Origin of the sequence: Collinsella aerofaciens, from assembly GCF_964243765.1 — a bacterium.
Classification (GTDB): Bacteria; Actinomycetota; Coriobacteriia; order Coriobacteriales; family Coriobacteriaceae; genus Collinsella; species Collinsella aerofaciens_BU.
The window spans coordinates 1-13267 of record NZ_CAXTGI010000013.1 but is presented as its reverse complement, the minus strand read 5'-3'; the positions used below and the strand labels follow the sequence as shown (position 1 = coordinate 13267).

The window sequence follows — 13267 nt, the reverse complement described above, 5'->3', positions numbered from 1 at the left end:
ACTATTTCACCGCAACTTATTGAAGAGCTGTTTGCGCCAGTTCTGGGCGTCGTCCTCGAGCTATTGATGGATGACGGGCTTGTACGGGTCGAGCTTGCTCGGGGCGCTCCTCCTCGCGGGCGGGAGTTCGCGCGCTAGGCGCGGCAAGCGCCTAGCGCGCGAACTCCCGTAAGAGCGCGTCTTCCACTTCCCGAAGCGAAAGGGCCCCGCCTCCCTCGGCGGGACGGGCGACCACGATGCAGCGCGCTCCCACGTCGCGCGCGGAGGCGATCTTCTCGGCCGTGCCGCCTACGGTTCCCGAGTCCTTGGTCACAAGCCACTGGGCGCCCACCTGCCGAAGCATCGCCTCGTTGAGCTCGCGGGTGAAGGGCCCCTGCATGCCGATGACGTGCGACGGCGAAAACCCCGCGTCGATGCACTTCGTTATAGCACCGGGCAGCGGGAGCACACGCACGAAGAAGCGCTCCGCGAAATCGGCGACGCGCGTGTAGGGAGCAAGCTCCTTGCTCCCCGTCGTGAGAAGCGCGCGACCCGGGTTCTCGGAGAGAAAGCGCGCCGCGCAGGCGATCGACGCGACCGACACGACGCCTTTGGGCAGCGCCTCGGCCGGGCGCGCAAGGCGCAGGCATCGTGCACCCACGGCGAGCGAAGCGGCCCGGATGTTGCCGCTTGCGAGCGTAGCGAAGGGGTGCGTGGCGTCGACGACGATGCGCGCGCCGGAAAGCTCGCGCTCCATGTCGGCCTCGTCGAGCCTGCCCGCATGCACCTCGATGCCCGGAAGCTCGCCCAAAAGCTCGCCTCCGTACTCGGTTGCCGCGTAGGCACGGGCGGGGATGCCCGCCCCGCTCGCCCATTCGCACAGAAGGCGGCCCTCGGTGGTGCCGGCGAAGATGCGCAGCGCCGGCGCGGATGCGGGCGCCGTCACTTCGGGCCGCCTGGGCGCGTGATCTGGTAGAGCAGCGCGTTCATAATGGCGGCCGCCACGGTCGAGCCGCCCTTGCGACCCCTCGCGACGATGGCCGGCACGCGTCGCGCGAGTAACTCCTCTTTCGCCTCGACCACGTTCACAAACCCGACCGGCACCCCAACGACGAGCGCGGGCGCGATCTTCCCCGCGTCCATGAGCTCGGCGAGGCGCAGAAGTGCTGTGGGAGCGTTGCCGACGGCCACGATGAGCGGACCCTCGATGTCGCAAGCTTTGTCCATGCTCGCAACGGCGCGAGTCGTGCCCGCGGCGCGCGCAGCCGCGGCGACATCAGGGTCGGCCATGTAGCACACGGCCTTGCAGCCGAGCTTCTCGAGCGCGGGCTTGCTTATGCCTGCGAGCGCCATGTTCGTGTCGGTGAGCACCGTGGCCCCTGCGCGCAGTGCGTCGAGCGCACAGTGCGCGGCGTCATGGGTGAACACGAGGGAATCGGCGTACGAGAAGTCTGCAGTGGTGTGGATGACGCGCTTCACGACGGGCTCTTCGAGCGGCGGGAACGTGCGGCCGCCGAGCTCTTCGGTGATGATCTCGAAGCTGCGCCGCTCGATGTCGCCGGGCGCCATCTCCTTGGAATCCATCTAGTACTCCACTCCTTCCCTTGCACATATCCCCTGCTCGTAGGGGTGTTTCTCGCACCGCATCTCGGTTATGTAGTCGGCCTTCTCCACGATCTTGCGGGAAGGCGCGCGCCCGGTGAGCGCTACTTCGACGCCGCACGCGGACATATCGAGCGCGCGGTCCACGAGCGCCTCGTCGACAAGCCCCTTCGAAAGCGCGTCGAGCGCCTCGTCGAGCACGAGCAGCCCCTCCTGCGCGCCCTCGAGCTCGGCGAGCGCGGAAGCGAGGTTCCCATCGTGCAGCTCGCACGTCGCGGCAAGTTCTTCCGACGTCATCGACCAGGTAAACTTGTCCGACGCCTTCCCCGCGAACACGGGCACGCCGAAATGCTCGGCGAGCAGGCGCACCTCCCCGCTATCGCCGTCTTTCAGGAACTGCACGACGACGACGCGGCGGCCTGCAGCGAGCATGCGAAGGGCGAGGCCCATCGCCGCCGTGGTCTTGCCTTTGCCGTCGCCATGATACACGTGGATCATACGCCCTCCTCGATAATGCGGTAGACATACTCCATGTCGAGCGCCCCGCGCACGACGTCGGCCAGGCGGTCGAACTCGCGCGCACGGTGATCGGCCGCGGACGCCGCGCCCGCAGCACCCACGACGCTCTCGGGCAGGCCGCGCATGCGCGCGAGCGAGCGAGCGAGGGCGAGCGCCACCCCCGGTTCGTCGAACAGGCCGTGGAGATAGGTTCCGAACACGTTTCCGCAGGCCGCGCCTTCTGGTTTGCCGCCAATCGTGCCCGCAGGGGCGCAGGAGACGGTCGTTTCGCCGTCGTGAATCTCGTACCCGCGCGCCGTCATGCCGTTCCACGCCGAGAACGCGCCTTGGGCGCCCGTGATGCGCAGCTCCGACTGGGCAAGGCGCTTTTCCTCCTTGAACACCGTACTTGCAGGGATGAGCCCGAGCCCGCGCGCGGTGCCAGCGCCTTCCCTGCCGTGCGGGTCGGAAAGCTCGTCTCCCAAAAGCTGGTAGCCTCCGCATATGCCGAGCACCGGCGTGCCCGCGCCCGAAAGCGCGCGTACACAGGCTCCGATGCCGCTAGCCGCAAGCCAGCGCGCGTCGTCGAGCGTAGTCTTCGAGCCGGGAAGCACCACCAGGTCGGGTCGGCCCAGATCGGTCGTCGAGGAAACGTAGCGCACGCCCACGCCGGACACGCGCGAAAGCGGGTCGAAGTCGGTGAAGTTCGACAGATGCGGAAGGCGCACGACGGCGACGTCGATGACGCCGCGCGCCTCGCGGGCAGATAGGCGCGGCGCGAGCGAGTCCTCGTCGTCCAGGTCGAGCGTAAGATACGGCACGACCCCCACGACGGGAACCCCGCACATCTTCTCGAGCGGGGCCAAACCCGGGCGCAGGATTTCCACATCGCCGCGGAACTTGTTCACCACAAGCCCCCGCAAAAGCGCGCGGTCCTCGGGCGCAAGGAGCGCGACCGTGCCGTAGAGCTGGGCAAACACCCCGCCCGGGTCGATGTCGCCCGCGAGCAGCACGGGGGAGGACACGGCGCGCGCGAGCCCCATGTTGACGATGTCGTTTTCGGCAAGGTTGATTTCGGCGGGGCTGCCGGCGCCCTCGATGACGATGACGTCGTTTTCCTCCGCGAGCGAATCGAACGCCTCCAAAATCTGCGGCATGAGCGCCTTCTTTCGCGCGAAGTAGTCCCTCGCAGCGAAGGCTCCCTGCGCCTTGCCGGCCACGATGAGCTGGCTTCGGTGGCCGCTTTCGGGCTTGAGCAGGATGGGGTTCATGCGCACGTCGGGCGCGATGCCGCACGCCTCGGCCTGCATGATCTGGGCGCGCCCCATCTCGAGCCCGTCGGCCGTGACGCCGCTGTTGAGTGCCATGTTCTGGCTCTTGAAGGGAGTCACGCGCAGGCCGTCCTGCGAAAGCACGCGGCACAGCCCCGCCGCGAGCAGGCTCTTCCCCGCGTTCGACATGGTGCCCTGGATCATGATGGGCTTGGCCCTACCCACGGGTATCGACCTCCTTCGCCGAGCCTCGGCCATCCGCGCCCGCCATAGCGCCGCTGAAAGAAGCGCCGCCCCGTTCGTCGGGTTCGCCTTCGCCCGATGCGCCTTCCGCCCGAAGCGCGCGGCTGAACGCCATCGCAAGCCGGGCGTTCTCCTTGCGCGTGCGCACCGCGACGCGGCACCAGAAACGGGACAGTACCGAAAACGAGTCGCACGTGCGGACCAAAACCCCCTGATCATACAGGCGCTCGGGGATGTCTTTCGCCGGCGTGCGGACTAAAAGGAAGTTCGCATCCGACGGCACGACGGAAAGCCCGAGCGAGGAGAGCTCGTGGGAAAGCCACGCTCGCTCGCCCTCCAATACATCGCGCGTGCGCGAGACGTATTCGACGTCTTCCAGGGCGGCGATACCCGCGGCCTCGGCGACCGAGGAGACGGGCCACGCCTGCCCCGCCCGGCGAATCCCCTCGATGAGTTGGGCGTTTCCGCTGATCAGATATCCCAACCGCAACCCCGCCATTCCGTAGAGCTTGGTGAACGCGGAGAGCACGGCCACATGGCGCGAACACGCGGCGCGTGCGGCCACGCTCCTTTCGCGGGCGTCGGGCGCAAATCCGAGGAAGCACTCGTCCACGACGAGCAGCGCGCCCGCCTGCTCGCAGCGGCAAGCCGCGGCCTCGATCACGCTGGGGTCGACGAGGCGCCCCGTCGGGTTGTTCGGATTGCAGAGGTACGCCACGTCTCCCGGCCCCTCGATCGCGCGGGCGAAGGAGGCGGGCACGTCGAAGTCGTCCGCTTCGGAGAGCGGGAACTCCTGCACGCATGCGCCGTAGTACGATGCCGCCTCCGAATATTCAGAGAACGTCGGCGCGCACACGACGATGCGTTTCGGGCGCACCGCCGCGGCGAGCCGCCAGATGATGTCGGACGCGCCCGCGCCGCAGACGATAGTATCTTCGGGAATGCCCTGGTCGCGCGCTAGCGCGCGAACGAGGGCGAGGCTTTCCCTATCGGGGTAGGCGTCGATTCGAGAAAGCGCCTTGCAAGCTGCGGCGACGGCGCGCGGCGAGGGGCCTGCCGGATTCACGTTCACCGAGAAGTCAATGAGGTCGGAGGCGCCCCCTTCGCAAGCGATGCCGAGCGATTGCGCGCTGCCCCCATGCGTACGGGCGCGCAGGATTCCCCCGGCAGCCCGGGGGGCGACGTGGTCTTCCCTCATGCCATCGCCCCCACGGCGAGCACGACCGCCGCGCGCGCGGCACCGAAGACGACGAGCGCGCATACGGACGCGGCGAGCATGAGCCTTGTCGCCCGGGCGATGTCGCCCCACTCGATTTCGCTGGACGCGTCGCCTATCGTCGGTTTCTCAACGAGCTTGCCAAAATACACCGCGGGTCCTGCCAGGCGCAGCCCGAGCGCGCCCGCGCACGCCGACTCGGTCTGCGCCGCGTTCGGGCTCGCATGGCGACGCCTGTCGCGGCGCCAGATGCGCGCCGCCCCGCGCGCGTCGAGCCCGACGATCGGGCACGCGGCGATCATGAGCAGGGCCGATAAGCGCGAGGGAATCCAGTTCAGCGCATCGTCGAGGCGCGCCGAGGCGCAGCCGAAGTCGATGTAGCGCTCGTTTTTGTAGCCCACCATGCTGTCGAGCGTGTTCACCGCCTTGTACGCCATGCCCAAGGGCGCACCCCCGATCATAAGGTAGAAAAGCGGCGCGATGACGCCGTCGCTCGCGTTCTCCGCCACCGTTTCCACGGCGGCGCGCGCGACGCCCCGCTCGTCGAGAACAGACGTGTCGCGTCCCACGATGAGCCCGACGGCTTCGCGCGCCGCGACAAGGCCGCCCTTCGAGAACGCGCGGGCCACGGCCAGGCTCTGGCGGCGCAGCTCGCATGCCGCGAGAATCTGATAGCTCGCCCATGCCTCGGCCACGAAGCGCAAGCCGGAGTGAACCATGCCGCAAACATGCAGGATTCCCCAGGTCAAAAGCCCACACGCAAGCGGAAGCGCCACGGCGAGCACAAGCCCTGCGGCGCGCATGCCCGCGGACGTTTGCGGGAATGCGCCCCGCAGGCGGCCTTCGGCCCACGTGATCGCGCGCCCCATGGCGACGACGGGATGGGGAAGCCAGCGCGGGTCGCCGAAGGCAAGGTCGGCCGCGAACCCGGCGGCGACGGCAAGAATCGTCATCACCGGGCATCGCCCCCCGAAGCGGGGCGAACGTCGCGAAGGCGGCGCCCATCCCAGGTGGCGGCCCATGCGCCGCCCGGCTCGGTATGCACGTCGAAGTATCCCATTTTCGGGACAGCAAGCTCGGAGAGCAGCGCTTTCACGGTACCCGCGTGAACGACGAAGACGGCGCGCCCCCTCCCCTGGGCGCGCTCCGATTTGCACGCCTCCCGAAACGCCGCGACGACGCGGCGGGTGAAATCGCTCTTGCCCTCGCCATGCGGGCAGCGCGTCTCGCACCAGGAGTCTACCCAGGCGCGGTAGCGCGCATCCTCTTTAAGCTCGGCAGCGCTTCGCCCCTCGAAGTCGCCGAAATCCATCTCGCGCAGACCGGGGCACGCCATAAGCTCCGCGTTCGGGAAGAGGATGCGCGCCGTCTGGTCGGTGCGGGCCATGCCGCTCGTGATAACACGGAACGCGTCACGATAGCACGCGAGGTCGCGCAAAGCGCGCTCGCCCGCGCTCGACAGGGGCTCGTCGGTGCCCGCCCCGCTGTAGCGATGGTCTTCCGTGCCCGCCGTGGCACCATGGCGCACGAAGACGACTTCCAAAGGCGCGCCCGCGCCCTGCGTCCCTCGAGGCGCATCGGCAAGGTTTCCTTTGATGACCTGGGGAATCCCGCACGTCATGCGCACGACGACGTCAGCGCGCGCAGCGAGCGCGCATCCCAGGCGCCCCGCGCGCTCGCGCCATTGGGCGTCTTCCGCACGCATGGGGACGACCCCCGAGCCGACCAAGGGCAGAATCACTGCGTCGAAGCCGATCAGCCGCTCGAGCGCCCGGTCAGCGTCGAGCGCGCGTACGAGTTCCTCAGCATGGTATGCGACGCGGCCGGCAAAAGCCGCGGGCACGCCGCCCTCCGCAAGCTGCGCCGCGTCGACGAAATCGTCCGCCGCGAACCCGAGCTTTTCGCGCACGAAGGTCCTCTTCCCCGAATGCGCGCCACCTACCACGAGCATCATAGGAGCATGCCCCCCACCACCAGCATGGCAAGCATCGCGAGCTCGGCCCATTGCAGAAACCATCCGGCCAAATCCCCCGTCACCCCGCCGAAGCGGGACAGAGCAACATGGCGGTACCACGCGAGCGCCAAAAGCCCCGCCACCGCCATAAGGGCGCCGACGGCCTGAACGCACGCGACCATCCCTGCAGCCGAAGCCGCAGCGAAAGCGCAAAGCGGCACGACGATCGCCGCGCGCTTCTTCGCAGGCGAGAGCCCCGCGGCCATGCCGTCCGCCCGCGCGGCAGGCCAGCATTCAACGGCGAGCCCCGAAAGCGAGCGGGAGAACACGAGCGAGCACAGAAGCGCGAGGAACGCCCCCGCCGTAAGCGGCAGCGCGGTGAACAGGGAAAACTGCAGAATAAGGTACACAACAACACCGATGACCCCGAAGGCGCCCGCCCGCGGGTCGTGCATGATCTCGAGCTTTCGCTCGCGCGGGGCCCAACTTGCAAGCGCATCGGAGGTGTCGCAGAGCCCGTCTAGGTGGATGCCTCCCGTCACCGCCACAGGCAGCGCCAAGAGCACGGCCGCGACGATGGTCGCAGGCACGTCGAGCAGGTTCGCCACATGCCCCCACACCGTCATGAGGAAGCCCTCCGCCAGGCCCACCAGGGGAAACGCGGCAAGCGCATGGGTTGACCCGAAATCGGTCCAGGCCGATTTCGGGACGGGGATGCGCGAGAACGTTCCGAACGCCGCGCCGATTGCCTCTACCATCTTCACCTTGTAGGTCCTTCACCTTTCATCCACACGGGAATCCCGCATACCACTTCGACTGCGCGGTCGGCCAGCGCCGCCACGCCCGCGTTCACGCGCGCGAGCGCGCGCCTCCATGCCTCGGTCCCCTCATCGTAGCGCATCCCATCGGCGAACACGTCGACGGTGACCACCACCGTATACGCAGCGGCCTGAGCGAGCCGTTCGATGCCTCCGAGCACCTCGCGCGCCGCAGCGTCGGGGTCACGTGGGGACAAGCCGCCTTCCGCGAAAAGCTCGTTCGCAACCAGGTTGCCCACGTCCTCCAAAAGAAGCGTGCAGCCGCGCGGAAGCCCGGGCACTGCGGCGCCCACGTCACGCGTGCGCTCGAGGGTGGAAAACCCCTTGCCCTCGCGCAGCGCCCGATGGCGCGCGATGCGGCGGGCGCCCTCTTCCCCAAAGGGCTCCATCGTTGCCAGGTACACGCGGGGGCCGTCGTGCCCGAGGCACAGGGACTCGGCGTAGGCGCTCTTGCCGCTCGCGGCGGCGCCGATGACGAGCGTCACCGTCATTTCCCGGCCTCGAAATGCTCGTAAGCAGCCATGCCAGTCGCCGTGAACGTCTTCCCACCCCGGTACACGCGCAGCGCCGAATCCAGAAGGGGCAGATACGCCATGGCGCCCGCGCCCTCGCCCAAGTGCATGCCTGCGTCGAGGGGCGCCTTTATGCCGAGCTCGCGAAGGAGCTCCCGGCTTGCGGGTTCGCTTGATGCGTGGGTGCCCACGAGGTAGCCCAAGGCGTTGGGGCACAGGCGCGCCGCGCACAGGGCCGCCGTGCAGGATATGACCCCGTCGAGGAGCGCCGGCGCCTTCGAGACCGCGGCCCCCAGGTAGAAGCCGCACATCGCAGCGATGTCGAAGCCGCCCACCTTCGAGAGCACGTCGATCGGGTCGGCGGGATCGGGCGAGTTCGCGTCGATAGCGCGCTCGACCACGTCGCGCTTGCGCGCGAGCGAGGCGTCCGAGAGCCCCGCGCCGCGCCCGACAAGGCTCCGCGCGTCCGCCCGGATGAGCACTGCGGCCACCGCCGCCGAGGTGGTCGTGTTGCCGATGCCCATCTCGCCCGCGGCGAGAAGGCGCACGCCGGCGCGGGCAAGCCCGCACGCGACGGCGATTCCGACCTCGATCGCGCGCACGGCCCCATCGCGAGACATAGCGGAGCCGAGAGCGATGTTGCCGCTCCCCCGCCGCACGTTCGCGCGCACCATGCGCGCGTCTTCTATGCCCCGGGCCATACCCACGTCGACGGGCACGACCTCGGCACTCGCGAACGCCGCCATGCGGCAGGCGCTCGCGGCCCCCTCGCACATGTTGCGCGCGACGGCTCGCGTCACATCTTGCCCGCTTTGCGACACGCCTTCGGCAACGACCCCGTTGTCGGAGAAGAATACCGCGAGCGCACGGGGAAACTCGGCCACCTCGGCGCTCCCCTGAGCTGCGGCGATACACGCGACGGCGTCTTCAAAGTCGCCCAATCCCCCCAAGGGGTGCGCGATGGAGTCCCACGCGGCGTACGCGGCGGCACGGGCGCACTCGTCTGCGGGCGCGATCCGGGAAAGCGCGGCTTCGAGCACGGCGCCCGGCGCCGACGAGAACGCGCGCTCGACTTCCTCGCGGATGCAGGCAAGCGCGGTTTCGGTTGCTTCAGCCATGCCGCCTCCTCTCTGCGAACGACGCTGCGGCAGACGCGAACGCGCGCGCAACGTCGGGGTTCGCAGGATAGTACACATGCGGGAAGCCCGCCACCAGGGACGGGGTGGTCGTCATGCACGGCCAGCCCTTGTCGCGCCGGGGCTTCTGCGCCCAAAAGTCGCCGCCCGGGCAGGTGGACTGCCAGTAGTGGAACTCGTGCGCGCGGATGCGTGTGCCGCGCGGCCCGTAAAGCCCGTCGCGTTGGGAAGTGAGCTCCACGTACCCGAAATGGGACAGCCTTCCCCCGTTCTCGCTTGCGCCCTCAAGGGCGCCCGCAACAGGCCAGCGCCGCCCCTCGCTATCGGCGATTTCGCGCTGCAGGTACAGAAACCCACCGCATTCGGCGACCGTCGGCATGCCGGATTCCACCGCGCGCCGCACCGCCTCGCGCATCGGCGCGTTCTCGGAGAGCTGCCGCGCATGGAGCTCCGGGTAGCCGCCCCCCAGATAGAGGGCGCTTGTCCCCCGGGGCAACTCGCTATCACACAGGGGGCTGAAAAAGGCCAGCTCGCAACCCAGATCCTCGAGCGCGCGCAGGTTCTCCTCGTAGTAGAACGAGAACGCCTCGTCACGTGTGACGGCGACGATGGGCCGCGCTCCCGCGATCGGCTCCAACCGGTAAGGTTCCTCGCGGATATCGGGTGCCGTCGCCGCCATTTCGAGCAAGCGGTCGACGTCAACGCTCTTTTCCACCAGCTCGGCCATCTTGCCGATGCGCGCGGAGAGCTGCTCGACCTCGTCGGCGGTCACAAGCCCCAGATGCCGGCTTTCGAGCGAGAAAGCCTCGTCGGCGGGGATATTCCCCAAAACCGCGACGCCCGTGTGCTTCTCGATCGCAGGCGCCGCGTAGGCGCAGGCAGCGGCGCTCGTCTTGTTCAGCACGACGCCGCGCACGTTCGCACAAGGCAGGAACTCGGCGATGCCGCGGATTACGGCGGCGAGCGATAAAGACGCCCCGCGCCCGTTCACCACTAAAACGACCGGCGTTTCCGTGTCGCGCGCAACCTGATAGCTGCTCGCGTCGGCCACGCCGGGCGCCATGCCGTCGTAGAAGCCCATGACCCCCTCGAGCACCGCGACATCCGCGCCCGCGGCGCCGCGTGCGAGCAGGGCGCGCAGCGTCGGGGCGTCAGTGAAGAAGCCGTCTAAGTTGCCCGAGCACGCACCCACGACGCGGCGATGAAAGAGCGGGTCAATGTAGTCGGGGCCGCATTTGAAGGCCGCGCATGCAAGGCCGCGGCGCGCGAGCGCGCGCAGGAGCGCGCACGTTACGACCGTCTTGCCGCTCCCGCTCGAGGGCGCAGCGACCATGAAGCGCGGGATGGACGTGCTCACCGGGCACCGCCTTCCCCACCTGCGGCGTTGCAGTTAGCAAGCGAGACCACCTCAACGGATGGGTTCCCCTCGACAGAGGGGTCCTCCCCGAAAGGCGACTCAGCAAGCGAGCCGACTTCGGCAAGCTCCTCGGCATCCGCGCTCGCACCGCGCGCACTGACGAGGAACACGGGGTTTTGCGCCTTCATAAGATGGTGCGAGCCTACAGCCTCAGCGCGGGCGGCCGACACCTGGCACGCCTCGAACCCCTTAAAGCGCGAACCCGAGAGGAGCGCGCACGCCTCGGTGAGCGTCTCAACGGTGACGCATGGCACGCACAGGCGAACCTGCGAGTTCTTCTCGAGCGCCGCCTCCACGATGGAGGGAAGCTCGCCCGCGCTCCCGCCGACGAACACGGCGTCGGGGACGGGCAGTTTCGCGAGCGCTTCGGGGGCGACACCGGGGACCGAATGCACGTTGCCGCACCCGAATGCATCCGCGTTCTCTCGGATGAGCCGCACGCCGGCCGCGTTGCGCTCGACCGCCCATACCGACCCCGCTCGCGCGACGAGCGCCGCCTCGATCGAAACGCTCCCCGTGCCGGCGCCGACATCCCACACGGTGTCGGTCGCGGTAAGGCGCAGCTTCGCGAGCGCGACGGCGCGCACCTCCTGCTTGGTCATGGGAACGTCGCCGCGGATGAAGAGCTCGTCGGGAATGCCCGAGGAAGCGTACGGCCAGCGGGAGCTCGCGGCGCGGGATGCGCCCGCAGAGTCCGCCGCGAAAGAAGCCGCCGCGGGCGCAGACGCGCCGGCCGGCGCCTCGGAGGCTGCGCTAGAGCCCGCAGGCGAACCGGCGCAGCCTGCGAACTCGATAAGCATCACGTTCAAGTCGTCGAACGTCTGACCTGCGATTTCACTTGCGGTCGCGCAGGTGATGCGCTCGTCGGGGTACGACAGGCGCTCGGCCACCGTCACGCGCGCGTCCCCGAAGCCCGCCTGCACAAGCTCGCCCGAAAGACGCGAGGGGTCTTCCCCGCCCGACGTGGCGAGGAAGAGCTCACCTGCGCGCTCGGCCTCGGCCACGATGTCGCACGCCACGCCGTGAGCGCTCGCGAAGCGCCAATCCTGCCATGGACGCGCGAGGCGCGCGGCGAGATACGACGCTGAGCTTATGCCGGGAATGACGCGCACGTCCACCCGCGCGTCGCCGGAGAGCGCCTCCACCAGGCGGCGCGCGCCGCTGAACAGCCCCACATCGCCCGTCATCACGACCACGGCGCGCTGCCACGACGCCGCATCAGTGAGCGCGGCGACGATGTCCGCCGTCTTCACGAGCTCGCATCTCACCACGTCGGGCGGCACGTCGATGCCGACAAGCGCGCGATGAGCGCCGATGACCACGTCGGCGATGTCGATCGCGTCGAGCGCCGCACGCGAGAGCAAGTCGGGGTTTCCGGGCCCCGCCCCGATGATCGTTACCTTTCGCATGGAATCTCCCGATACCCGCGCGGCGTGACCATACGGCCGCCTATGCGCTTCGTGTCCGCGTTGCCGACGAACACGGTGGTGAACATGTCGGCGTCGAACTCCACCAGCTCGGAGAGCCTGCACATGCCCGACTGCTGCCCCTCGCGCCCGATGTTGCGTACCCAGCCGCAGAGCGTGTCGGGGGCCTTCCATTCGAGCATAATCTTCGCCGCGCGCGAGAGCCTGTCGGCGCGCTTTCTGCTGCGCGGGTTGTACAAACAGATGCAGAAGTCGGCGCTCGCCACGGCAGCGAGCCTGCGCTCGATGACCTCCCACGGCGTGAGCAGGTCGGAGAGCGACACGACCGCGAAGTCGTGGGCAAGCGGGGCGCCGAGCACCGCCGACCCGCTCTGAGCCGCGGTGGCCCCGGCGATAACTTCCGCGTCTACATCGGGGTAGTCCTCCGCAAGCTCCAGCACGGGGCTCGCCATGCCGTACACGCCCGCGTCACCGCTGCACACAAGCGCCACGGCTTCTCCGCTCTGCGCGCGCGAAAGCGCCAGGCGGCACCGTTCGACCTCGCGCATCATCGGCGTCGCGAGATGCGCCGCGTCGGGCACGGCGGCGAGCGCGAGCTCCACGTATTTCGTGTACCCCACAACGATGTCGGCCGCCTCGAGCGCGCGCCGAGCCGCAATCGTCATGCCGTCGGGGCCGCCCGGGCCGATCCCCACCACGAAGAGCTTTCCCATCACCGCTCCTTAAACGAAAGTTCGATAGTTACCTTGGAAAACGCGACGGTCACGCCGCCGTGAGCGAGCTTCGGGAAGATAAGTTTGCCCCCGCCCGCGAGCGCCGCGCGCTCGCACACATTGTCGACCCCCACCGTCGCGCGCACGAAATCAGATGGCGAAACGCTGCCTTCGACCTGCGACAACTCCTCTGCGGAATACGTCGCGAGCGGGATATTGCGCGCGCGGCAGAAGGCGAGCAGACCCTCCTCGTGCGCCTTCACGTCGATCGTCGCCGCCTCGCGCACGGCCGAAGGCGAGATGCCCGCCTGCCCGCACGCGAGAAGAAGCGCCTCCCCGATCGCTTCGGCGCACGCACCGCGACGGCACCCTATGCCCGCAACGATGCAGGGCACGACAAGGCGAAGCGACTCGGGGGCAGGCGCCTGTGCCCGCACGCCCGCCGGCTTCCCCGTCACACCGGCGGGTACGACCTCGCCCG

14 protein-coding genes are annotated in these 13267 nt (G+C 68.9%); all 14 read right to left on the bottom strand.

From position 1 onward, the window contains the following. Positions 1-151 precede the first annotated feature (151 nt). Positions 152-925, bottom strand: coding sequence for a precorrin-6A reductase (gene cobK, locus ACESSC_RS08750; RefSeq protein WP_373162530.1), 774 nt, complete (start codon positions 923-925; stop codon positions 152-154). Further along, a complete protein-coding gene (locus tag ACESSC_RS08745; protein WP_373162529.1) occupies positions 922-1563 on the bottom strand; it encodes a precorrin-8X methylmutase in 642 nt (213 codons plus the stop codon). The genes cobK and ACESSC_RS08745 overlap by 4 nt, the downstream gene beginning before the upstream one ends. Next, positions 1564-2079, bottom strand: coding sequence for a cob(I)yrinic acid a,c-diamide adenosyltransferase (locus ACESSC_RS08740; RefSeq protein ID WP_373162527.1), 516 nt, complete (start codon positions 2077-2079; stop codon positions 1564-1566). Then, positions 2076-3575 (bottom strand): cobyric acid synthase, encoded by a 1500-nt coding sequence (locus ACESSC_RS08735; RefSeq protein WP_373162526.1) that lies wholly within the window; start codon positions 3573-3575, stop codon positions 2076-2078. The genes ACESSC_RS08740 and ACESSC_RS08735 overlap by 4 nt, the downstream gene beginning before the upstream one ends. Next, positions 3568-4791 carry a pyridoxal phosphate-dependent aminotransferase gene (locus ACESSC_RS08730; protein WP_373162525.1) on the bottom strand — a complete coding sequence of 408 codons (1224 nt, stop codon included), beginning with the start codon at positions 4789-4791 and terminating at the stop codon, positions 3568-3570. The genes ACESSC_RS08735 and ACESSC_RS08730 overlap by 8 nt, the downstream gene beginning before the upstream one ends. Beyond that, on the bottom strand, positions 4788-5762 hold the full coding sequence (gene cbiB, locus ACESSC_RS08725) for an adenosylcobinamide-phosphate synthase CbiB (RefSeq protein WP_373162575.1): 975 nt from the start codon (positions 5760-5762) through the stop codon (positions 4788-4790). Before cbiB ends, ACESSC_RS08730 begins: the two co-directional genes overlap by 4 nt. Beyond that, positions 5762-6718 (bottom strand): histidine phosphatase family protein, encoded by a 957-nt coding sequence (locus ACESSC_RS08720; RefSeq protein WP_373162523.1) that lies wholly within the window; start codon positions 6716-6718, stop codon positions 5762-5764. Before ACESSC_RS08720 ends, cbiB begins: the two co-directional genes overlap by 1 nt. A 41-nt stretch (positions 6719-6759) precedes the next feature. Further along, positions 6760-7521 (bottom strand): adenosylcobinamide-GDP ribazoletransferase, encoded by a 762-nt coding sequence (cobS, locus tag ACESSC_RS08715; RefSeq protein ID WP_373162521.1) that lies wholly within the window; start codon positions 7519-7521, stop codon positions 6760-6762. Between the two features lie 2 nt (positions 7522-7523). After that, positions 7524-8072, bottom strand: coding sequence for a bifunctional adenosylcobinamide kinase/adenosylcobinamide-phosphate guanylyltransferase (locus ACESSC_RS08710; RefSeq protein WP_055250409.1), 549 nt, complete (start codon positions 8070-8072; stop codon positions 7524-7526). After that, positions 8069-9211: a nicotinate-nucleotide--dimethylbenzimidazole phosphoribosyltransferase gene (locus tag ACESSC_RS08705; RefSeq protein WP_373162519.1), complete on the bottom strand. Its 1143-nt coding sequence runs from the start codon at positions 9209-9211 to the stop codon at positions 8069-8071. The genes ACESSC_RS08710 and ACESSC_RS08705 overlap by 4 nt, the downstream gene beginning before the upstream one ends. Further along, entirely contained in the window at positions 9204-10586 is a 1383-nt protein-coding gene (locus ACESSC_RS08700; protein ID WP_373162517.1) for a cobyrinic acid a,c-diamide synthase CobB, read from the bottom strand. The genes ACESSC_RS08705 and ACESSC_RS08700 overlap by 8 nt, the downstream gene beginning before the upstream one ends. Next, complete coding sequence (cbiE, locus tag ACESSC_RS08695) at positions 10583-12055, bottom strand: precorrin-6y C5,15-methyltransferase (decarboxylating) subunit CbiE (RefSeq protein ID WP_373162515.1); 1473 nt, start codon at positions 12053-12055, stop codon at positions 10583-10585. Before cbiE ends, ACESSC_RS08700 begins: the two co-directional genes overlap by 4 nt. Next, entirely contained in the window at positions 12043-12786 is a 744-nt protein-coding gene (gene cobJ, locus ACESSC_RS08690; protein ID WP_373162513.1) for a precorrin-3B C(17)-methyltransferase, read from the bottom strand. The genes cbiE and cobJ overlap by 13 nt, the downstream gene beginning before the upstream one ends. After that, on the bottom strand, positions 12786-13267 hold a 482-nt coding region (locus ACESSC_RS08685; RefSeq protein ID WP_373162511.1), incomplete at its 5' end, for a cobalamin biosynthesis protein. The genes ACESSC_RS08685 and cobJ, both read right to left, overlap by 1 nt.

Bases quoted from the DNA above. Each gene is read 5' to 3' on its own strand.
- cbiB (WP_373162575.1), bottom strand. From the start codon at position 5,762: ATGACGATTCTTGCCGTCGCCGCCGGGTTCGCGGCCGACCTTGCCTTC.
- cobS (WP_373162521.1), bottom strand. From the start codon at position 7,521: ATGGTAGAGGCAATCGGCGCGGCGTTCGGAACGTTCTCGCGCATCCCC.
- ACESSC_RS08745 (WP_373162529.1), bottom strand. From the start codon at position 1,563: ATGGATTCCAAGGAGATGGCGCCCGGCGACATCGAGCGGCGCAGCTTC.
- ACESSC_RS08730 (WP_373162525.1), bottom strand. From the start codon at position 4,791: ATGAGGGAAGACCACGTCGCCCCCCGGGCTGCCGGGGGAATCCTGCGC.
- ACESSC_RS08705 (WP_373162519.1), bottom strand. From the start codon at position 9,211: ATGGCTGAAGCAACCGAAACCGCGCTTGCCTGCATCCGCGAGGAAGTC.
- cbiE (WP_373162515.1), bottom strand. From the start codon at position 12,055: ATGCGAAAGGTAACGATCATCGGGGCGGGGCCCGGAAACCCCGACTTG.
- cobJ (WP_373162513.1), bottom strand. From the start codon at position 12,786: ATGGGAAAGCTCTTCGTGGTGGGGATCGGCCCGGGCGGCCCCGACGGC.
- ACESSC_RS08710 (WP_055250409.1), bottom strand. From the start codon at position 8,072: ATGACGGTGACGCTCGTCATCGGCGCCGCCGCGAGCGGCAAGAGCGCC.
- ACESSC_RS08740 (WP_373162527.1), bottom strand. From the start codon at position 2,079: ATGATCCACGTGTATCATGGCGACGGCAAAGGCAAGACCACGGCGGCG.